Source organism: Streptomyces sp. NPDC003011 (assembly GCF_053591515.1).
This window is the reverse complement of record NZ_JBSFTY010000027.1, coordinates 24,004-43,702: the sequence shown is the minus strand read 5'-3', so window position 1 is coordinate 43,702 and position 19,699 is coordinate 24,004. Positions and strand designations below refer to the sequence as shown.

General features: G+C 72.4%; 16 protein-coding genes and 1 pseudogene. 7 read left to right on the top strand and 10 right to left on the bottom strand.

Going from position 1 to position 19,699, the window contains the following annotated elements; all coding sequences use genetic code 11:
* Nucleotides 1-153 precede the first annotated feature (153 nt).
* Genes ACWD0J_RS16120 through ACWD0J_RS16110 form a run of 3 tightly spaced genes read left to right on the top strand, consistent with a single transcriptional unit; the run spans nt 154 to nt 2,092 of the window.
* Complete coding sequence (locus ACWD0J_RS16120) at nt 154-711, top strand: hypothetical protein (protein ID WP_451496429.1); 558 nt, start codon at nt 154-156, stop codon at nt 709-711.
* Nucleotides 708-1,169 carry a ferritin-like domain-containing protein gene (locus ACWD0J_RS16115; protein WP_451496428.1) on the top strand — a complete coding sequence of 154 codons (462 nt, stop codon included), beginning with the start codon at nt 708-710 and terminating at the stop codon, nt 1,167-1,169. Before ACWD0J_RS16120 ends, ACWD0J_RS16115 begins: the two co-directional genes overlap by 4 nt.
* 26 nt (nt 1,170-1,195) lie before the next feature.
* On the top strand, nt 1,196-2,092 hold the full coding sequence (locus ACWD0J_RS16110; protein WP_451496427.1) for an aminoglycoside phosphotransferase family protein: 897 nt from the start codon (nt 1,196-1,198) through the stop codon (nt 2,090-2,092).
* Nucleotides 2,093-2,138: 46 nt separating this feature from the next.
* Here ACWD0J_RS16110 and ACWD0J_RS16105 read toward each other — a convergent pair.
* The 8 genes and pseudogenes from ACWD0J_RS16105 to ACWD0J_RS16070 all read right to left on the bottom strand — a co-directional run.
* A pseudogene (locus ACWD0J_RS16105) lies at nt 2,139-2,357 on the bottom strand (hypothetical protein); the annotation flags it as partial.
* A gap of 86 nt (nt 2,358-2,443) precedes the next feature.
* Complete coding sequence (locus tag ACWD0J_RS16100; RefSeq protein ID WP_451496426.1) at nt 2,444-4,144, bottom strand: proline--tRNA ligase; 1,701 nt, start codon at nt 4,142-4,144, stop codon at nt 2,444-2,446.
* A 119-nt stretch (nt 4,145-4,263) separates the two neighbouring features.
* Nucleotides 4,264-4,794, bottom strand: coding sequence for a GNAT family N-acetyltransferase (locus ACWD0J_RS16095; protein ID WP_451496425.1), 531 nt, complete (start codon nt 4,792-4,794; stop codon nt 4,264-4,266).
* Nucleotides 4,795-4,922: 128 nt separating this feature from the next.
* Complete coding sequence (locus ACWD0J_RS16090; RefSeq protein WP_451496424.1) at nt 4,923-5,771, bottom strand: GNAT family N-acetyltransferase; 849 nt, start codon at nt 5,769-5,771, stop codon at nt 4,923-4,925.
* Between the two features lie 218 nt (nt 5,772-5,989).
* Complete coding sequence (gene ispG / locus ACWD0J_RS16085) at nt 5,990-7,147, bottom strand: flavodoxin-dependent (E)-4-hydroxy-3-methylbut-2-enyl-diphosphate synthase (protein ID WP_451496423.1); 1,158 nt, start codon at nt 7,145-7,147, stop codon at nt 5,990-5,992.
* Nucleotides 7,148-7,318: 171 nt separating this feature from the next.
* Nucleotides 7,319-8,611, bottom strand: a complete 1,293-nt coding sequence (locus tag ACWD0J_RS16080) for a M50 family metallopeptidase (RefSeq protein ID WP_451496463.1) — start codon at nt 8,609-8,611, stop codon at nt 7,319-7,321.
* 8 nt (nt 8,612-8,619) lie between these two features.
* The gene (gene dxr, locus ACWD0J_RS16075; protein ID WP_451496462.1) at nt 8,620-9,801 is read right to left on the bottom strand and encodes a 1-deoxy-D-xylulose-5-phosphate reductoisomerase; all 1,182 of its coding nucleotides are present in this window, start codon (nt 9,799-9,801) and stop codon (nt 8,620-8,622) included.
* Nucleotides 9,802-10,160: 359 nt separating this feature from the next.
* Nucleotides 10,161-12,092: an acyl-CoA dehydrogenase family protein gene (locus ACWD0J_RS16070; RefSeq protein ID WP_451496422.1), complete on the bottom strand. Its 1,932-nt coding sequence runs from the start codon at nt 12,090-12,092 to the stop codon at nt 10,161-10,163.
* A 606-nt stretch (nt 12,093-12,698) separates the two neighbouring features.
* On the opposite strand from ACWD0J_RS16070, the gene ACWD0J_RS16065 reads away from it, so the two are divergent.
* Entirely contained in the window at nt 12,699-13,715 is a 1,017-nt protein-coding gene (locus tag ACWD0J_RS16065) for a LacI family DNA-binding transcriptional regulator (protein WP_451496421.1), read from the top strand.
* A 95-nt stretch (nt 13,716-13,810) separates the two neighbouring features.
* The gene (locus ACWD0J_RS16060) at nt 13,811-15,871 is read left to right on the top strand and encodes a glycoside hydrolase family 31 protein (RefSeq protein WP_451496420.1); all 2,061 of its coding nucleotides are present in this window, start codon (nt 13,811-13,813) and stop codon (nt 15,869-15,871) included.
* 13 nt (nt 15,872-15,884) lie between these two features.
* On the opposite strand, the gene ACWD0J_RS16055 is transcribed toward ACWD0J_RS16060, so the two are convergent.
* A complete protein-coding gene (locus ACWD0J_RS16055) occupies nt 15,885-16,808 on the bottom strand; it encodes an LLM class F420-dependent oxidoreductase (protein ID WP_451496419.1) in 924 nt (307 codons plus the stop codon).
* Nucleotides 16,809-16,812: 4 nt separating this feature from the next.
* Nucleotides 16,813-17,583, bottom strand: coding sequence for an ABC transporter ATP-binding protein (locus ACWD0J_RS16050; RefSeq protein WP_451496418.1), 771 nt, complete (start codon nt 17,581-17,583; stop codon nt 16,813-16,815).
* 145 nt (nt 17,584-17,728) lie between these two features.
* On the opposite strand from ACWD0J_RS16050, the gene ACWD0J_RS16045 reads away from it, so the two are divergent.
* Together ACWD0J_RS16045 and ACWD0J_RS16040 are read left to right on the top strand one after the other, a co-directional pair.
* Entirely contained in the window at nt 17,729-18,769 is a 1,041-nt protein-coding gene (locus ACWD0J_RS16045; protein WP_451496417.1) for an ABC transporter substrate-binding protein, read from the top strand.
* Nucleotides 18,770-18,801: 32 nt separating this feature from the next.
* Nucleotides 18,802-19,677, top strand: a complete 876-nt coding sequence (locus tag ACWD0J_RS16040) for an ABC transporter permease (protein ID WP_451496416.1) — start codon at nt 18,802-18,804, stop codon at nt 19,675-19,677.
* Nucleotides 19,678-19,699: the final 22 nt, after the last annotated feature.

Here is a 19,699-nt window from a genome sequence, read left to right as displayed (position 1 = left end):
GTCAAAGGGTATCCGGTCCCGGGGTGTGTTGCCGTCCACCTGCGCGAAGGCGGTGCCGCTGAGTGGTGCGGGGCGGGTGCGCGGGTACCGTGATCACGGGCGTGCCACCCTTCCCGCCCGTGTGTTCGTACGAGCTCCCCGAGGACGTCTGCCGTGCCGTTGCCCCCACCGCCGCGCACCCCCTCGGGGCCGCGCCGAAGAACCCTGCTCGCCTCGGTCGCCGGGGCCGTGTCGCTGGTGGGCTGCTCCACCGGTTGTGAGGACTCCGGCGGAGGGACGGACGGCGGCCCGTCGGTCGTCGAGCGGGCACGCGCGCGTGCGGCCCGGGACAGCCTGCGGCTGGTCGAGCGCTACGACGCCGTCCTCCTCGCGCATCCGGCCCTTGCGGAGCGGCTGAAACCGCTGCGGGCGGAGACCGTACGGCACACGGAGGCCTTCGGGGGCTCCGGACGAGCGCCCGCTCCCCCTTCTTCCGCTCCCCCTTCTCCCTCTGCCGCTTCTCCCGGTGCCGCCGCGGCCTCGCAGCCGCCCGCCGCCGTTCCCGGGACCGAGCAGGCCGCCCTCGCCGAGCTCGCCGCCGCCGAGCGGTCCCTCGCCGACCGGCGGGCGAAGGCGCTGCTCGACGTGGAGGGCGAGCTGGCGCGGCTGCTGGCCTCGGTGGCGGCGGCCGGGGCCGCGCACGCGTATCTGCTGACGGAGGACGCGAAGTGAGGGAACGGGAACTCAAGGCGCTCCAGGCGGCGCTGGCCGCCGAGCACGCGGCGGTGTACGGCTACGGGGTCGTCGGCGGGCGGATCCACGAGGACCGCCGTACCGAGGCGAGGGCGGCGTACGACGCCCACCGCGCCCGGCGGGACGCACTGGCCCGCGAGGTGCGGGACCAGGGCGCGCGGCCGGTGGCCGCGGCGGCGGCGTACGCGCTGCCCTTCCCGGTGCCGGACTCGGCGTCGGCGGTGCGGCTGGCCGCCGAGCTGGAGGACCGGGTGGCCGGGGTGTACTCCGATCTGGTGCGGGCAGCCGCAGGCAAGCGGCGGGACACGGCGGCGGGGGCGCTGCGCGACGCGGCCGTGCGGGCCGTGCGCTGGCGCGGTGAGAGCGTAGCCTTCCCTGGGCTCGCGGAGCGGGCCACGGCCGCTTCGGCCTCGGCATCGGTGACGCCCACCGGGTGACGCGTACGGGAAGGGACGACTCGCGCATGGCTTTCGAACCGCCGCCGCGTCTGGTGAGGGCGCTCGGCGAGGCGGCACCGGACGGCGACGGCTGGTTGGAGAGGCTGCCCGAGGCGGCCCGGCAGGCCGTCGCGCTGCGCGAGTTGACCGTCGAGCGGGTGCAGGTGCCCGGCGGGCGCAGCAGCCTGGTCGTGCTGGTGCGGCGGCCGGATGGGACGCCCGCGGTGCTCAAACTGGCGCCGCCCCGGGCGCGCCCGGAGAGCGAGCGGGCCGCGCTCGCCCGCTGGGACGGCCTGGGCGCCGTACAACTGCTCGAACCCCTGGTGACGGAGGGTGTGCTGCTTCTGGAGCGGCTGCACCAGGACGTCTCGGTGCGGTCGCTGCCGGAGGCGAAGGCGCTGCTGGAGGCGGCGGGGACGCTGCGGCGGCTGTGGGTCGAGCCCGGGGAGCATCCCTTCGAGACGGTGGCCGAGCGGACCGGGCGGCAGGCCGCGGCGATGCGGGCGCGTGCCGCCGCCGACCGGGAGGTGGCCTCGCTGGTGGACGCGGCGCTCGCTGCCCGCGAGGAACTGCTGGCCGCGCCGCCCGAGCACCGGCTGCTGCACGGAACGTTCCGGCAGAGCAAGGTGCTCGCCGGTGAGCGGATGCCGTGGCTGGCCGTGGGGCCCGATCCGGTGGTCGGCGAGTGCGCCTTCGATCTGGCGCGGCTGGTGCGGGACCGGGTGGAGGACCTGATCGCCTCCCCGTCGGGGGCGGCGACGACCCGGCGGCGGGTGAAGCGGCTCGCGGAGTCACTGGACGTGGACCAGGAGCGGCTGCGGGGCTGGACGCTGTTCCGGGCCGTGGAGTCCGGGGTACGGGCACGGCGGATCGGACGACCGGCGGACGCGGAACTGCTGCTGGAGTTCGCGGGCTGGCTCTGAGCCCGGCACGGCTCACGGCTCACGGCTCACGGCTCACGGCTCACGGTCAGCCGTACCGGGCGGTCGTCCTCCCGGACTCGGGTGAAGTCCGCCCGGAACGACCGCGCCCGGCGTCGGCCTCGGCGTGGTGCCGGCCAGGAGCAGGGCGCGGGAGTCCGGCCGGGCCGAGGCCCGCAGCGGACAGTTCCGCGCGCCTGCCGTCCTCGCGGAACGTCGCCGACACCTCGGTGCGCGGGTCCTCGCCCGCCGCGAAGTCGACGGCCAGGCCCGGCGGTGCGGGTCCTCAGGGGCGTGCTCGTCGCGACGCCCCTGAGGCGGAACCGGTGAGAGGCTCCTCAAACGGTCAGGCGGTCAGGCGGTCAGGCGGGCGATCGCCTCCTCGACGGTCAGCTCCTCGCGCTCACCGGTGCGGCGGTCCTTCAGCTCCAGCACACCCTCGGCGGCACGCCGGCCGGCCACCAGGATCTGCGGTACGCCGATCAGCTCGGAGTCCGTGAACTTCACGCCCGGGGAGACGCCGGCCCGGTCGTCGACCAGGACGCGGACGCCGGCCGCCGCCAGCCTGCCGGAGACGTCGAGCGCCAGTTCGGTCTGGAGGGCCTTGCCCGCGGCGACGACGTGCACGTCGGCCGGGGCGACCTCCCTGGGCCAGCACAGGCCCTTGTCGTCGGCGGTCTGCTCGGCGAGGGCGGCGACCGCGCGGGAGACGCCGATGCCGTAGGAGCCCATGGTCACGCGGGCCGGCTTGCCGTTCTGGCCGAGGACGTCGAGCTTGAGGGCGTCGGTGTACTTGCGGCCCAGCTGGAAGATGTGGCCGATCTCGATGGCGCGGTCCAGCGTGAGGCCGGTGCCGCACTTCGGGCAGGGGTCGCCTTCCTGGACGACCACGACGTCGACGTACGCGCCGACCTCGAAGTCGCGGCCCGCGACGACGTTCCTGGCGTGCGTGTGCTCCTTGTTGGCGCCCGTGATCCAGGCGGTGCCCGGAGCCACGCGCGGGTCGGCGATGTAGGTGACCTTCTCCAGGCCCTGCGGACCGACGTACCCGCGGACCAGGTCCGGGCGGCCCGTGAAGTCCTCGGCGGTGACCAGTTCGACGGCGGCCGGGGCGAAGTGCGCCTCCACCTTGTCCAGGTCGACCTCGCGGTCACCGGGCACGCCCACGGCGACGATCTCGCCGTCGACCTTCACGAGGAGGTTCTTCAGCGTGGCGGAGGCCGGGACGCCGAGGGAGGCGGCGAGGGTCTCGATGGTCGGGGTGTCGGGGGTCGGGATCTCCTCGGCGGCCGGCACGCCGGTGGCGTCCACGGGCTTGAGTGCGTAGGTGATCGCCTCGGTGTTGGCGGCGAAGTCGCAGTTCGGGCAGTCCGCGAAGGTGTCCTCTCCGGCACCGGCCGGGGCCAGGAACTCCTCCGACCTGGAGCCGCCCATCGCACCGGCGGTGGCGGCGCAGATGCGGTAGTCGAGGCCGAGGCGCGCGAACACCCTCTGGTAGGCCTCGCGGTGCAGGGCGTACGACCGGGCCAGGCCCTCGTCCTCCAGGTCGAAGGAGTAGGAGTCCTTCATCAGGAACTCACGGCCGCGCAGGATGCCGGCCCGGGGGCGGGCCTCGTCGCGGAACTTGGTCTGGATCTGGTACAGGATCACCGGCAGGTCCTTGTAGGAGGACGCCTGGTCCTTCACCAGCAGGGTGAAGATCTCCTCGTGGGTGGGGCCGAGGAGGTAGTCGCCGCCCTTGCGGTCCTGGAGGCGGAACAGCTCGGGGCCGTACTCCTCCCAGCGGCCGGTCGCCTCGTACGGTTCGCGCGGCAGCAGCGCGGGGAGCAGCACCTCCTGGGCGCCGATCGCGTCCATCTCCTCGCGGACGATCCGCTCCACGTTGGCGAGGACCTTCTTGCCGAGCGGCAGCCAGCTCCACAGGCCGGCGGCGGCGCGGCGGACGTAGCCGGCGCGCACCAGCAGTTTGTGGCTGAGGACCTCGGCGTCCGCCGGGTCGTCGCGCAGCGTCTTCGCCATCAACTGGGACATGCGCTGGACCGGTGCGTTCGCCATGGTTCTCGTACTCCTGCTGCTGGGGGTTCCCCCCGCCCGGGTGAAGCCGGGAGCCGGGGGAGGGTGATGGCAGGAGGTTAGCCGGGTGGTCCATCCCGGTGGAAATCGGTTCCGGCCCGCTACCGCCTGCGCAGCGGCAGCGGCGCGCCCATCACGGCGTACGGCTTCGGGGCGCTGGGGAACAGGACCTGGCGGGCCAGGTCCTGGTAGCCGAGGGAGTGGTAGAGGCCGCGGGCGGGGCTGTCGGTGTCGATCGCGGAGAGGATCGAGCGGGGTTCGGCGGCGGTGTCGGTGATCCGGGTGATCAGGGACCGGCCGATGCCGCGGTTCTGGTGTCCGGGGTGCACGTGCAGCTCGGTGATCACGAAGGAGTCGTCGAGCCAGTCGTCGTGGCCGCGGGCGCGGAGGTAGGGCTCCACGACGGTGGACCACCAGTGGGAGCGGTGGTTGGGCATGCCGTAGACGAAGCCGACGAGGCTGCCGCCGGACGTGGCGCCGAGGGCCGTCGCTCCGGGGTACGTCATGTGGCGCAGCACGATCTGGCGGCGTACGGCCACCTCGTCGGGGCCCAGGCCGAAAGCGATGGCTTGGACGGCTAGGGCCTCATCGACGTGGGCGGACAGGTCCAAGGGGCCGATGGCGAGGTCCATGCGGGGAGCGTACAGGGGGGTGCTGATGTGATGCCCGGTGCGGTGCGTCTTCGCGCGGGCGCGCCCGCGCGGCGCAGCCGCCTGTCGGGACGGCCTCGCGCTCCCTGGGGCATCGGTCCTGGCGATGCTCAGAAGAGAACGCTCATGAAGGCGCCCACCTCTTGGAAGCCGACCCTCCGGTACGTCCGCCGTGCCGTCGTGTTGAAGTCGTTCACGTACAGGCTCGCCACCGGGGCGACGTCCGCCAGCGCGTAGCGGAGTACGGCCGCCATGCCCGGCGCCGCCAGGCCCCTGCCCCGGTACTCGGGGGCCACCCAGACGCCCTGGATCTGGCAGACGCGGTCCGTGGCGGCGCCGATCTCCGCCTTGAAGGCGACCTTGCCATGGTCGTCGAGGCGGGCGAACGAGCGCCCGGCGCCGACGAGTTCGGCGACCCGGGCCTGGTAGAGCAGGCCGCCGTCGCCGGCCATGGGAGAGACGCCGACCTCCTCGGTGAACATCGCCACGCAGGCCGGCATGATCGTCTCCAGCTCGTCCTTGCGGATGCGGCGGACGTGCGGATCCGGGGCGATGTCGGCCGGCATGCGGTCGGTGACCATGAGGGGCTGGCGGGTGCGGACCTCGCGGGCCGGGCCCCAGCTCGGTTCCAGCAACCGCCAGAGCTGGGTGGTGGGTTCGGCGGGGCCGACGATGGAGGAGCAGCGCCGGCCGGCCCGGCGGGCCCGGTCGGCGAAGGCGCGCACGGCCCTCGGGGTCGCACAGATCGGGACCAGGTTGGCGCCCGCGTAGCACAGGGACGTCAGCATGCCGCCCTCGTACCAGCCCCACATCTCGCCGCCGAGCCGCCACGGGTCGAGGCCCGCCACCTGGACCCGCGAGGTCACGAAGGCGTTCGCGACCGGCTCACGGTGGAGGACGGCGAGTGCGGCGTCCAGGTCGCTCGGTTCGAGGACCCGGGAGGTCGTCTGGGTCAACACGGACGGGAGCCTCACACTGGGGTCTGCTGATCTCCGCACTGTACCTGCGGAAGCTGAGCCGTGCCGCCCTGCGTTCTGGTCGCCGCTCGCTCAGCAGCGGCCCTGGGACCTCGTGCCCCCGGGACTGCCGCCCCCGGATCCCCGCTTCGGCCCCAAAGGGGCCTCGTGCTCACACGCCGGACGGGCTGAGTGCGGCTGCCCGGCGCTGCGAAGACGCGTCAGCCCGCGACCGAGATCGACGGCTCGCCCGACGCCACCCCGTCCGCCTCCATCTGCTCGGCGAGCTTCATGGCCTCTTCGATGAGCGTCTCCACGATCTTCGACTCGGGGACGGTCTTGATGACTTCGCCCTTGACGAAGATCTGGCCCTTGCCGTTGCCGGAGGCGACTCCGAGGTCGGCCTCGCGGGCCTCGCCCGGCCCGTTCACCACGCAGCCCATGACGGCGACGCGGAGCGGGACCTCCATGCCGGTCAGGCCGGCGGTGACCTCTTCGGCCAGCTTGTAGACGTCGACCTGGGCGCGGCCGCAGGACGGGCAGGAGACGATCTCCAGGCCGCGCTGCTTGAGGTTCAGCGACTCCAGGATCTGGTTGCCGACCTTGACCTCCTCGACCGGCGGGGCCGACAGGGAGACGCGGATGGTGTCGCCGATGCCCTGCGAGAGCAGCGCGCCGAAGGCGACCGCCGACTTGATCGTGCCCTGGAAGGCGGGGCCGGCCTCCGTGACGCCGAGGTGCAGGGGGTAGTCGCACTGCGCGGCGAGCTGCTTGTACGCCTCGATCATCACGACCGGGTCGTTGTGCTTCACCGAGATCTTGATGTCCCGGAAGTCGTGCTCCTCGAAGAGGGACGCCTCCCACAGGGCGGACTCGACCAGGGCCTCGGGGGTCGCCTTGCCGTACTTCTGGAGCAGGCGCCGGTCCAGCGAGCCCGCGTTCACGCCGATGCGGATCGGGGTGCCGTGCTCCTTCGCCGCCTTGGCGATCTCCTTGACCTTGTCGTCGAACTGCTTGATGTTCCCGGGGTTCACGCGGACCGCGGCGCAGCCGGCCTCGATGGCCGCGAAGACGTACTTCGGCTGGAAATGGATGTCCGCGATGACCGGGATCTGCGACTTGCGCGCAATGGTCGCCAGGGCGTCGGCGTCGTCCTGGGTGGGGCAGGCCACGCGGACGATCTGGCAGCCGGACGCGGTGAGCTCGGCGATCTGCTGGAGCGTGGCGCCGATGTCGGACGTACGGGTCGTGGTCATCGACTGCACGGACACCGGGGCGTCTCCGCCGACCGCCACGGAGCCGACCTGGATCTGCCGGCTCTTGCGGCGCTCGACAACCCTGGTCGGAACGGACGGCATGCCGAGAGAAATCGCAGTCATCTGCTGTGCAACCCCAAGTCGTGGATCAAGGCCCAGGTCCCGTCAGCGGCGGGCTCCAGGCTTCGAGATTACGGCACGCCGCCGGGCGCGAGCACATCCCGGCCCGTAAACCCACTCGAATGGGAGGCGGCCCGGAACCGAGGGTTCCAGGCCGCCGTGAACGCCGGGTGGCTAGGAGATTCTCACCGGGTTGACCACGTCGGCGATCAACACGAGGATCGTGAAGCAGATGAAGATCCCCGCCACCACGTAGGCGACCGGCATCAGCTTCGCCACGTCGAACGGGCCGGGGTCGGGCCGCCGCAGCACCTTCGCCACGTTCCGGCGCAGGGACTCCCACAGGGCGCCCGCGATGTGGCCGCCGTCCAGCGGCAGCAGCGGGAGCATGTTGAAGAGGAACAGCGAGAGGTTGAAGCCCGCGACCAGCATCAGCGCCATCGCCAGCTGCTGGGTCGGCGGGATGTCCAGGGTGAAGATCTCGCCGCCGACGCGGGCCGCGCCGACCACGCCCATCGGGGAGTCGGGTTCGCGCGGGCCGTCGCCGAAGGCCGCGTCCCACAGGGCGGGGATCTTGCCGGGCAGGGCGGCGAGGGAGTCGACGGCGTCGCCGACGCGGTCGCCCATCCAGGTCACGGAGTCGCCGAAGTCCTGCTTGACGATGCCGGTGGCGGCGCTGAAGCCGAGGAAGCCGGCCTTGACGTACTCGCCCTGGACGTAGGTGCCGCTGGAGTCCTTCTTGGCGACCTGGTTGGTGGCGATCTTCGCCTGGAGGGTCACTTCCTCGCCCTTGCGGTCGACGACGATCGGCACCTCCTTGCCGGCGCTGACGCGGATGAGGTTGGAGAGGGTCTCCCAGTCGTCGGTCCGCACGCCGCCGAAGGAGACGATCTCGTCGCCGGCCTTCAGGCCCGCGGCCGCGGCCGGCGAGGCCGGGTCGGACTTCTCGCAGGTGTCGCGGTTCTCGCTCTGCGCGATGACACACGGGGAGACCGAGCTGACCGTGGTGGTCTGCTGCGAGATGCCGAAGCCCATGAGGATGGTGAGGAACAGCGCCAGCGCGAGGACCAGGTTCATGAACGGGCCCGCGAACATCACGATGACCCGCTTCCACGGCTTGCGCGTGTAGAAGAGGCGGTTCTCGTCACCCGGCCTGAGCTCCTCGAAGGCGGCCGAGCGGGCGTCCTCGATCATGCCGCGCCAGGGCGAGGTGGAGCGGGCCTCCAGGCGGCCGTCCGGGCCGGGCGGGAACATGCCGATCATGCGGATGTAGCCGCCGAACGGGATGGCCTTGATCCCGTACTCGGTCTCGCCCTTCTTGCGCGAGAAGAGCGTCGGGCCGAAGCCGACCATGTACTGCGGCACACGGATGCCGAAGAGCTTGGCGGTGGACAGGTGCCCCAGCTCGTGCCACGCGATCGACACCAGCAGGCCCACGGCGAAGACCACTATGCCGAGGATGAACATCAGGGTCGTCATGCACGGGCCTCCGCCGTCTGTGCCGCCAGTTGCCGGGCCCGGGTCCGCGCCCAGGTCTCCGCTTCGAGGACGTCCGCGACGGTGAGCGAGGTTCCCGCGCGCGGGGTGCCATGCTCGTCCACCACCCGGGTCACGGTCTCCATGATCCCGTCGAACGGCAGCGCGCCGGCCCGGAAGGCCTCCACGCACTCCTCGTTGGCGGCATTGAACACCGCCGGGGCCGTGCCCGCGAGCTGTCCCACGTGCCGTGCCAGGTTCACCGACGGGAACGCGTCGTTGTCGAGCGGGAAGAACTCCCACGTCGACGCCGTGCTCCAGTCGAAGGCGGGCGCCGCGTCCGGGACGCGTTCGGGCCAGCCGAGGCCGATGGCGATCGGCCCGCGCATGTCGGGGGGCGTCGCCTGGGCGATCGTGGATCCGTCCGTGAACTCAACCATCGAGTGGACATACGACTGCGGGTGCACGACCACCTCAATCCGGTCGAAGGGAATGTCGTACAGCAGGTGCGCCTCGATGACCTCCAGCCCCTTGTTGACGAGGGTCGCGGAGTTGATCGTGATCACCGGGCCCATCGCCCAGGTGGGGTGCGCGAGGGCGTCCTCGACCGTCACGTGCGCCAGCTCGGCCTTCGTCCGGCCCCGGAACGGGCCCCCGGAGGCGGTGACGACCAGCTTGCGCACGTCGGCCCGGGTGCCGGACGCCAGCGCCTGGAAGAGCGCCGCGTGCTCGGAGTCGACCGGGATGATCTGTCCGGGCTCGGCGAGGGCCTTGACCAGCGGGCCGCCCACGATCAGCGACTCCTTGTTGGCGAGCGCGAGGGTGCGGCCCGCCTCCAGGGCGGCGAGGGTCGGCGCCAGGCCGATGGAGCCGGTGATGCCGTTCAGGACGGTGTGGCAGTCGGAGGCGGCGAGCTGGGTGGCCGCGTGCGGTCCGGCGAGGATGTCCGGGAGCGGCTCGCCCGTCCCGTACTCGGCGCTCAGTGCCTCACGCAGGGCCGGGACGACGTCCTCGCGGGCCACGGCGACGGTGCGCACCCTGAGCCGGCGCGCCTGCTCGGCGAGCAGGGCGACCCGGCCGCCGTTGGCCGAGAGCCCGGTGACCCGGAACCGGCCGGGGTTGCGCAGCACCAGGTCGATGGCCTGGGTGCCGATCGAGCCGGTGGAGCCGAGGATCACCACGTCCTTCGGCCCGTCGCCCGCGACCGGGTCGTAGACGAGGTGCGGGTCGGCCAGCGCGCGGGGCGCGGGCCCCGTCGTCCGCCCGGCGGGCGGGCCCTGCGGCGCCCGGTGCGCGCTCTCGTCGTACGGGAGCCCGACCCTTGTACGGGAGGTGCTGGGGTCGGGGCCCGGTGCGGCGAGCGTGCGTGCGAGGCGTCGCGGGGCGGACGAGGCGTGCGCCTCGCGCCCTGAGGGGGTTGGGCTGTCGGTCATTCCCCCATTGTTGCCGCAAGGACGGCAGGTGAGGACAGCGCGTCCCCCGCGTCCCCCGCACGGGGGGCTCGGGGGACGCGGGGGCACGGGCCGGTTCGGCGGACCGGTCAGCGGATCGGACGGTGCACGTTCTCCTTCTTGCTCGGCCCCGGTGTCGCGTCCGCGATCCAGGGTCCCTCGCCCGACGGGTCGACGATGCCCTCCTCCAGCCATGCGTACGTGCCCGACAGGACGCCCTTGACGACCTTGTGGTCCAGGTCGTCGGTGTTGGTCCACAGGCGGCCGAAGAGTTCCTCGACGCGGATGCGGGACTGGCGGCAGAAGATGTCGGCCAGTTGGTAGGCCTCGCGGCCGTGGGCCTCGGTGGAGCGCAGGAGTTCGGCGCGGACACAGGCCGCGCTCATCGCGAACAGCTCCGCGCCGATGTCGACGATCCGGCCCAGGAAGCCCTGCTTGGTCTCCATCCGGCCCTGCCAGCGGGACATGGCGTAGAAGGTGGAGCGGGCGAGTTTGCGGGCGGTGCGTTCGACGTAGCGCAGGTGCGGCGAGAGGTCGACCTCATGCTTGAACTCACTGTAGGAGTTCGGGAGTTGACCCGGTCCGGCGACCAGCTTGGGCAGCCACTTGGCATAGAAGGCGCCGGCCTGGGCGCCCGCCTTCGCCTTGTCGGACAGTGACTTCTCGGGGTCGATCAGGTCGCCCGCGACGGACAGGTGGGCGTCGACCGCCTCGCGGGCGATCAGCAGGTGCATGATCTCGGTGGAGCCCTCGAAGATGCGGTTGATGCGCAGGTCGCGCAGGATCTGCTCGGCGGGCACCGCGCGTTCGCCGCGGGCCGCCAGCGACTCGGCCGTCTCGAAGCCCCGGCCGCCCCTGATCTGGACCAGTTCGTCGGCCATCAGACAGGCCATCTCGGAGCCGTACAGCTTGGCGAGGGCGGCCTCGATGCGGATGTCGTTGCGGTCCTCGTCCGCCATCTGGGACGCCAGGTCCAGGACGGCCTCCAGGGCGAAGGTCGTCGCCGCGATGAAGCTGATCTTCGAGCCGACCGCCTCGTGGAACGCGACCGGCTTGCCCCACTGCTCCCGGGCCGCCGACCACTCACGGGCGATCTTCAGGCACCACTTGCCGGCGCCGACGCACATGGCGGGCAGCGAGAGCCGGCCGGTGTTGAGGGTGGTGAGCGCGATCTTGAGGCCCGCGCCCTCCGGACCGATGCGGTTGGCCGCGGGGACCCGGACCTGGTGGAAGCGGGTGACACCGTTCTCCAGGCCGCGCAGGCCCATGAAGGCGTTGCGGTTCTCGACCGTGATGCCCTCGGAGGCGGCCTCGACGACGAACGCGGTGATGCCGCCCTTGTGCCCCTCGGACTTCGGCACCCGGGCCATGACGACGAGCAGGTCGGCGACCACGCCGTTGGTGGTCCACAGCTTGACCCCGTCGAGGACGTAGTCGTCGCCGTCAGGGACGGCGGACGTGGCCAGCCGTGCGGGGTCGGAGCCGACGTCCGGTTCCGTCAGCAGGAACGCGGAGATGTCCGTGCGGGCGAGGCGGGGCAGGAAGGTGTCCTTCTGCTCCTGGGTGCCGAAGATCTTCAGCGGCTGCGGTACGCCGATCGACTGGTGGGCGGAGAGCAGCGCGCCGAGCGCCGGGTTCGCGGAGCCGACCAGGGCGAGGGCCTTGTTGTAGTAGACCTGCGTGAGGCCCAGGCCGCCGTACTTGGTGTCGATCTTCATGCCGAGGGCGCCGAGCTCCTTGAGCCCGTCGATCGTCTCGTCCGGGATCCGCGCCTCGCGCTCGATCCGCGCCGAGTCGATCTTCGTCTCGCAGAAGTCGCGCAGTTTGGCGAGGAACTCCTCACCGCGCTGGGCGTCCTCGTCGGGCGGCATCGGGTGGGGGTGGATGAGGTCGAGCCGGAAGCGGCCGAGGAACAGTTCCTTGGCGAAGCTTGGCTTGCGCCAGTCCTGCTCCCGGGCGGCCTCCGCCACCTCGCGCGCTTCACGCTCGGTGACGGTGGGTGGGGTGGGTGGTGCGGACATGGAGGCTCACCTCGCCGCGAATCGGGATCATCGGGATCTTGGTGCCGCATGGTTACCGACGGGTGCTACCCGATCGTATGTACCCGATCCGGGCCCGCCCCACCACCCCTCGCGCGCCGTTCGGCCGATGCTCGGCGCGGCGCGGCGCCGCGTCCGGACGGCCCGTTCCCCTGCGGACCCGGGCGCCCGGCCCGGTGCCGACGACGCACGGGCCGCCGCTCAACAGCTTGCGCCGGACGGGTGTCCGGGGGAAGCCGTCGGGGCTCGGGTTCGGGGCTCAGGGTTCAGGGCTCAGGGTTCAGGGTTCGGGCTCGGGGCTCGACGGGAGGCCGCCGTCCGTCGCGCAGGCGTCCTGTCCCGTTCCATGGCCCGCCACGGCCGGCCGTGGTAGGCAGGAACCCCACGCCGGGAGCACCGGGCGGCACCCGGCCGGCGACGGGCCTCCCCCGGGCCTCACGCCCGCGCGAGGCCCGTCCGCAACTCCTTGTCGAAGCGCTTCGACAACCTATGGACACCCACCCCCGGTGGAGCTACTGTCGAACCACCCCACCCGCCCTTGTTCGCACTGCGCACTGTCGAAGCGCTTCACAAAACTGGGAGAGCTGGATGGTCACCCTCGCCGAGGTCGCCCAGCACGCCGGAGTATCGGCGAGCACGGTGAGCTATGTCCTCAGTGGCAAGCGGTCCATCTCCACGACCACCCGGCAGCGGGTCGAGCAGAGCATCCGCCAACTCGGCTACCACCCGAACGCGGGCGCCCGCGCGCTGGCCAGCAGCAAGTCGAACATCATCGCGCTGATGATCCCGCTGCGCACCGACATGTACGTGCCAGTGATGATGGAGATCGCCATCGCGGTGGCCACCACGGCCCGCACCCACGGGTACGACGTCCTGCTGCTCACCGGCGAGGAGGGCCCCGACGCCGTCCGCCGCGTCACCGGCAGCGGGCTCGCCGACGCGATGATCCTGATGGACGTCGAACTCGACGACGAACGGCTGCCGTTGCTGCGCGGCACCGACCAGCCGTCCGTGCTCATCGGACTGCCCGCCGACACCACCGGCCTGACGTGTGTGGACCTCGACTTCAAGGCGACGGGCGCGCTGTGCGTGGAGCATCTCGCGAAGCTCGGGCACCGTGACATCGCTGTCATCGGCGAGGCCCCGGCCGTCTACGAGCGGCACACCGGCTTCGCCGAGCGCACCCTGGACGGACTGCGCTCCCGCGCCCAGGAGCTGGGCGTACGGCTGCTGCACCGGCCGTGCGAGGGCGGGTACGACGCGATGGCGGTGACGTTCGCCCGCGTACTCGACGAACGCCCCGGCACCACCGGGTTCGTGGTGCAGAACGAGTCGGCCGTCGAGCCGCTGCTCGCCCTGCTGCGCCAGCAGGGCCGGGCCGTGCCCGAGGACGTGTCGGTGGTGGCGATCTGCCCGGACCAGGTCGCCGTCCAGGCCTCGGTGCGGCTGACGTCCGTCGCCATCCCCGCCCAGGAGATGGGCAGGCATGCCGTGGAGCGCCTGGTCGCCAAGCTGGACGGCCACGGGGCCGACGAAGTCGTGCTCATCGCCCCCGAGTTGACGGTACGGACGAGCACCGGGCCCGCCCCGGTCGCCGCCTCCTGACCTGCCGGTCCGCTGCCCTTCCGCCCTGCGTTCATCCCGCACGCCGCCCTCGCCAGGGCACCGCCATGCCCGCACTCCTTCAAGGAGCACCCCACGTGAATCAGCCTGCCGAAACCCCGCCTGCGGCCGGGGACCAGCCTCAGGTCAGCCTCGCGCAGTCGTCACCCACCGTCGGCACGTTCCGCGAGCGGGACGGCGCGCTGGAGTGGAGCGGACGCCAGGAGACGGTGCGCATCGAGCCGTGGGGCCCGGACGCGGTCCGGGTCCGGGCCCGGCTCGGCGGTCCCGTCCTGGAGGGCCTGCCCGGTGCGCTGCTCGCCGAGGCGCCCGCCACCGAGTCGACCGTGAAGACCGAGGGCGGGCAGGGGTTCCTGACCGTCGGCGCACTGACCGTCGAGGTCAGCGCCGAGGGCCTGCTGCGCTTCCTGCGCACCCACGACGGTACGGAGATCCTCGCCGAGGACCGCGCCCACTTCTGGTGGCCGGGCTCGCGCCTGTACACCGCCGTCGGCAACGGCTACCACCGTCTGGAGCAGCGGTTCGCCGCCTACGACGACGAGAAGCTGTACGGCCTCGGCCAGCACCAGCACGGCCGGCTCGACCAGAAGGGCCTGGTCCTGGACCTGGTCCAGCGCAACGCCGAGGTCGGCATCCCGGTCCTCACCTCCAGCCGCGGCTACACGCTGCTGTGGAACAACCCGGCGATCGGCCGCGTGGAGCTGGCCGGCAACGGCACCCGCTGGGTGGCGGACTCGGCCCGCCAGCTCGACTACTGGATCACCGCGGGCACCCCGGCCGACGCGCAGCGCCACTACAGCGCGGTCACCGGCCGCACCCCGATGCTCCCGGAGTGGGCCGCGGGCTTCTGGCAGTGCAAGCTGCGCTACCGCACGCAGGACGAACTCCTCGGCGTGGCACGGGAGTACAAGCGGCGCGGGCTGCCCCTCGACGTGATCGTCTGCGACTTCTTCCACTGGACGCACCTGGGCGACTGGAAGTTCGACCTGTCGGAGTGGCCCGACCCGGCGGCGATGGTCCGCGAGCTGGCGGAACTCGGCGTCAAGCTGGTGGTGAGCGTGTGGCCGTCGGTGTCCCCGCTGAGCGAGAACCACCAGCTCATGGAGCAGCGCGGCTACTTCATCGGCACCCAGTACGGTCCGATGGCGCACGCCGACTGGCCGGACAAGGAGGTCGCCTCCACCGTCCAGGTCGCCTTCTACGACGCCACCAACCCCGAGGCCCGTGACTTCGTGTGGTCGCGGGTGCGGCGCAACTACCTGGAGCCGTACGGCATCACGGCGTTCTGGCTGGACGCCTGCGAGCCGGAGCTGAAGCCGGGCTTCTCGGAGAACCTGCGCTACTGGGCAGGTCCGGGCCTGGAGGTCGGCAACATGTACCCGGCCGAGAACGCCCGCACCTTCTACGAGGGCCTGAAGGCGTCCGGCGAGGAGGAGATCATCTCCCTCAACCGCTCGGCGTGGGCGGGCAGTCAGCGCTACGGCGCGGCCCTGTGGTCCGGCGACATCGGCACCGACTTCGCCACCCTGCGCCGCCAGATCGCGGCCGGCCTGAACACGGCCCTGTCGGGCATCCCGTGGTGGAACACCGACATCGGCGGCTTCCACGGCGGCGACCCGGACGACCCGGCGTACCGCGAGGTGATGGTCCGCTGGTTCCAGTTCGGGGCGCTGTCCCCGCTGATGCGGCTGCACGGCTTCCGCGACCCGGGCATGCCGCTGGGCCCGGAGATGACCGGCGGCCCGAACGAGGTGTGGTCGTACGGCGAGGAGGCCGGCGCGATCCTGGAGCGGTACCTGCGGCTGCGCGAGCGCCTGAAGCCGTACGTCCTGAAGGTCATGCGCGAGGCCCACGAGGAGGGCCTGCCGGTGATGCGCCCGCTGTTCCTGGAGTTCCCCGAGGACCAGGCGGCCTGGTCGGTCGACGACGCCTACCTGTTCGGCCGGGATCTGCTGGTCGCGCCCGTGCTCACCGCGGGGGCCACGGCCCGCACGACGTATCTCCCGGCGGGCGCGGTCTGGACGGACGCGTGGACCGGTGAGACGTACGCGGGCGGCGCGGCCGTGACGGTCGACGCGCCGCTGGACCGCATCCCGCTGTTCCTGCGGGACGGGGCGCGGCTGCCCATCGCCGAGTAGCGCGCACGGGCTCTCAGGGCAGTCGGGGCGCCACCTCCGCCGCCAGCAGGTCCAGGTGGCCGAGGTCGGACAGGTCGCGCAGCCGGATGTACACGCGGGTCGCGCCGAGGCCGGCGTACTCGCCGATCAGGTCCGCGATCTTCGCCGGGGAGCCGGACAGCGCCTCCTCCGGCGGCAGCCGGGACTCCTCGCGCAGCAGGGCCAGGCGCCGGGTGACGTCCGCCTCGCTGCGGCCGCAGGCCACGGCCAGGCTGATCGACAGGACCAGCGGCGGGCGGTCGTCCGGCCGGGCCGCCGTCACCCGGGCGAAGCGGTCGGCGCTCAGCGCGGGCGGGGTGAAGGGCAGGTTGAACTCGTCCGCGTGGGCGGCGGCCAGGGCCGGGGTGCGCCGGGGGCCCCGGCCGCCCACGATGATCGGCGGCCGGGGCCGCTGCACGGGTTTGGGCAGGGCGGGCGAGTCCGTCAGACGGTAGTGGCGGCCCTCGTACGTGAAGTGCTCGCCGGGCGCGGTGGTCCACAGGCCGGTGACCACCTGGAGCTGCTCGGCCAGCCGGTCGAAGCGTTCGCCGGGCGGCGGGAACGGGATGCCGTACGCGCTGTGGTCCAGCGGGAACCAGCCCGCGCCGAGACCGAGTTCGACCCGGCCGCCGCTCATGGCGTCCACCTGGGCGGCGAGCACCGCCAGCGGTCCCGGGTGGCGGAAGGTCGCCGAGGACATCAGGGTGCCCAGGCGGATCGTCGTCGTCTCCCGGGCGAGTCCGGCCAGCGTGGTCCAGCCGTCGGTGGGGCCGGGCAGGCCGTCGCCGTAGTGCATCGGGTGGTAGTGGTCGGCGACGAAGAAGCCGTCGAAGCCGCAGCTCTCGGCGTGCCGGGCGGCGCGCAGCAGGTCGGCGTAGGTCGCGCCGTGGTACGGCTCGGTGAACACGCGCAGTTCCATCGCCTCATACCCCCGTCCTGTGGCTGGCCAGCAGGAGTTCGTGGAGTTCCGTGCGGCAGCGGGCCAGTTCGGCGGCGTGCGTGTCACGGCCGAGCGAGCGGGGCCTGGGCACGGGGACCTCCAGGGCCGTGCGGATCCGGCCCGGGCGGGGGCTGAGGACCACGACCCGGTCGGCAAGGAGCACGGCCTCCTCGATCGAGTGGGTGACGAGGACGACGGTGGCGCCGTGCTCCATGTGGACCCGCTGCAGGACCTCGCACAGTTCCTCGCGGGTCAGCGCGTCCAGCGCCGAGAACGGCTCGTCCATGAGCATCACGCGCGGCCGTTGCATCAGGGACCGGCACAGTGCCACCCGCTGCTGCATGCCGCCGGACAGTTCGTGCGGGAGCCGGGTGTGGAAGGGCGCGTCCAGTCCGACGCGCAGCAGTGACTCCCTGGCCGCGGCCCGGTGTCCCGGGGTGGGGCGGCCGCGGACGACGACCGGGAGCAGCACGTTGTCCAGGGCCGTCCGCCAGGGCAGCAGGGCCGGGCGCTGGAAGAGGATGGCCACGTCCCGGCGTGGTTCGCGCACCGGCTCGTCCGCGATCGTGACCTCGCCGGCGGAGGGCGGGAGCAGGCCGGCGAGCACCCGGAGCAGGGTGGACTTGCCGCAGCCCGAGCGGCCCAGGACGGCCGTGAACTCCCCCTCCCGGACGTGCAGATCGATGCCCCGCAGCGCCTCGACGGTCCCCCTGCGTCCCGCGTAGCTCTTGGACATGCCGCGCACTCGGATCACGGTTCCCCCATCACCGGTTCGTCTGGAGCGGTACCGCCGAGGATAGGGCGGCACCCCCGTGATCACCCGGTGTTCGTTGTTTGTTACATGCCAAACCGGTCCTCGGTATCGACAGATCACCCCCGAGACGGCTCCACTTGACGGCATGAGACGGACATCGCGGTTATCCGCCGCGCTCCTCGCCGTCGCACTGACGGCGGCGCTCACCTCGTCCTGCGGATCCGACGACGACACCGGAGGAGGCGGCGGCTCCTCCTCCGAGGACCCCGCGCCGGACCGGGTCACCTACCTCACCGGCTTCGGCACCTTCGGCCGCGAGGCCTACGCGTACGTGGCCCAGGACAGGGGCTACTTCGAGGACGCCGGCGTGGACGTCACCATCGAACCGGGGCAGGGCAGCGGCTCCTCCCTCGCCGCGCTGGCCGGCGGCCGGGCCCAGTTCGCCCCCGTCGACCTGAGCAGCACCATCATCCAGCTCGGCGGCGGCAAGGTCTCCGGCGTCACCGCCGTCGCGGCCATCCACCAGACCACGGACGCCGCCGTGATGGCGCTGGCCGGCAGCGGCATCGAGGAACCGGCCGACCTGGAGGGCAGGAAGGTGGCGGACCCGGCCGGCTCGGTCATCGGCGCCCTCTTCCCGGCGTACGCGAAGCTCGCCGGCTTCGACGCCGCTGAAGTGGACTGGGTCAACCTGGAGCCCCAGCAGCTGGGGGTCAACCTCGGCTCCGGCTCGGTCGACGCGGTCGGGCAGTACCGCGTGGGCCGCCCCACCATCGAGAACGCCGTCCGGGGCAAGGAGGTCGTCGTCCTCCCCTTCAGCGCGTACCTGCCCGAGAGCTACGGCGCGGCCGTCACCACGACCACGAAGATCGCCACCGAGGACCCCGACCTGGTCGAACGCTTCACGACCGCGCTGCTCAAGGGCATGCGTGACGTGATCGAGCACCCTCAGGAGGCCGCGCGGCTGATGCACGACAGGCACCCGACGGTGGACGAGGAGACCGCCGCCGCCGAGATCGAACTGGTCGGCGCCGCCGTACGGCCGAAGGAGGACGGCGCTCCGATCGGCACCATGGACCGTGCCCGCGTGGCCGGCGCGATCAGGACGCTGGTGGACGCCGGTGCCGTGCGGCCGGGGCTGAAGCCGGAGCAGCTGGTCTCCTTCGACCTGGTGCCGAAGTCCTGACCGGTGGAGGGCGAGCAGCGGAGTCCCGGCCGGTGGAGTCCCGGCCGGTGGAGTCCCGGCCGGTGGAGTCCCGGCCGGTGGAGTCCCAGCGGGTGGAGTCCCGGCGGGTGGAGTCCCGGCCGGTGAAGGAGGCGAACGGTCTGGGCAGACGCCTCATGGCGGCCGGGTGGCCGGTGCTCGGTCTGGCCGCCGCCCTCGGGGGCTGGGCACTGGTGGTGGCCGTCCTCGACGTGCCCGAGATCATCGCGCCCTCCCCCGCCGACGTCCTGGCCGCCTTCCTGAGCCTGCCCGGCTATCTCCTCGGCGAGGCGCTGACCACGCTCACCGTCGTCGTGCTGGGCTTCGCCGCGGCCGCGGTGGCGGGTCTGGTGATCGGTGTGGCGATCGCGGCCTCCCGGATCGTGGAACTGATGTTCGCCCCGCTCCTGGTCGCCTTCAACGCCGTGCCCAAGGTGGCACTGGCACCGCTGCTGGTGGTCTGGATGGGCTTCGGACAGCAGCCCAAGGTGGTCATGACCCTGCTGGTCTGCTTCTTCCCCATCGTCCTGTCGGTCGCCCAGGGGCTCACCTCGACGCCGGTGGAACTGGTGGAGCTCGCCCGGTCCCTGCGCACGTCCCGGACCCGGACCTTCCTGAGGTTCCGCTTCCCGAGCGCGCTGCCGCAGATCTTCGTCGGGCTGAAGGTCGCGATGCCGCTGGCCGCGGTCGGGGCGGTGATCGGCGAGTTCAGCGCCGGCGACGAAGGGCTCGGCTTCGTCATCCAGCAGTCCGGGGCGAACTCGGACACGGCACTGGCGTTCGCCGCCGTCGCCCTGCTGGGGGTGATGAGCGTGGTGCTGTTCTACGCCCTGGTCCTGGCGGAACGGCTGCTGCTGCCGTGGGTGCGAGAGACCACGTCGGCCCGGTAGCGGCCCGAGCCGGCCCCGCTCC

Excerpts from the sequence above, each read along its gene's own strand:
- ACWD0J_RS16110 (WP_451496427.1), top strand. The coding sequence starts at position 1,196 with ATGGCTTTCGAACCGCCGCCGCGTCTGGTGAGGGCGCTCGGCGAGGCG.
- ACWD0J_RS16100 (WP_451496426.1), bottom strand. The coding sequence starts at position 4,144 with ATGGCGAACGCACCGGTCCAGCGCATGTCCCAGTTGATGGCGAAGACG.
- ACWD0J_RS16095 (WP_451496425.1), bottom strand. The coding sequence starts at position 4,794 with ATGGACCTCGCCATCGGCCCCTTGGACCTGTCCGCCCACGTCGATGAG.
- ispG (WP_451496423.1), bottom strand. The coding sequence starts at position 7,147 with ATGACTGCGATTTCTCTCGGCATGCCGTCCGTTCCGACCAGGGTTGTC.
- ACWD0J_RS16080 (WP_451496463.1), bottom strand. The coding sequence starts at position 8,611 with ATGTTCATCCTCGGCATAGTGGTCTTCGCCGTGGGCCTGCTGGTGTCG.
- ACWD0J_RS16070 (WP_451496422.1), bottom strand. The coding sequence starts at position 12,092 with ATGTCCGCACCACCCACCCCACCCACCGTCACCGAGCGTGAAGCGCGC.
- ACWD0J_RS16065 (WP_451496421.1), top strand. The coding sequence starts at position 12,699 with ATGGTCACCCTCGCCGAGGTCGCCCAGCACGCCGGAGTATCGGCGAGC.
- ACWD0J_RS16055 (WP_451496419.1), bottom strand. The coding sequence starts at position 16,808 with ATGGAACTGCGCGTGTTCACCGAGCCGTACCACGGCGCGACCTACGCC.
- ACWD0J_RS16045 (WP_451496417.1), top strand. The coding sequence starts at position 17,729 with ATGAGACGGACATCGCGGTTATCCGCCGCGCTCCTCGCCGTCGCACTG.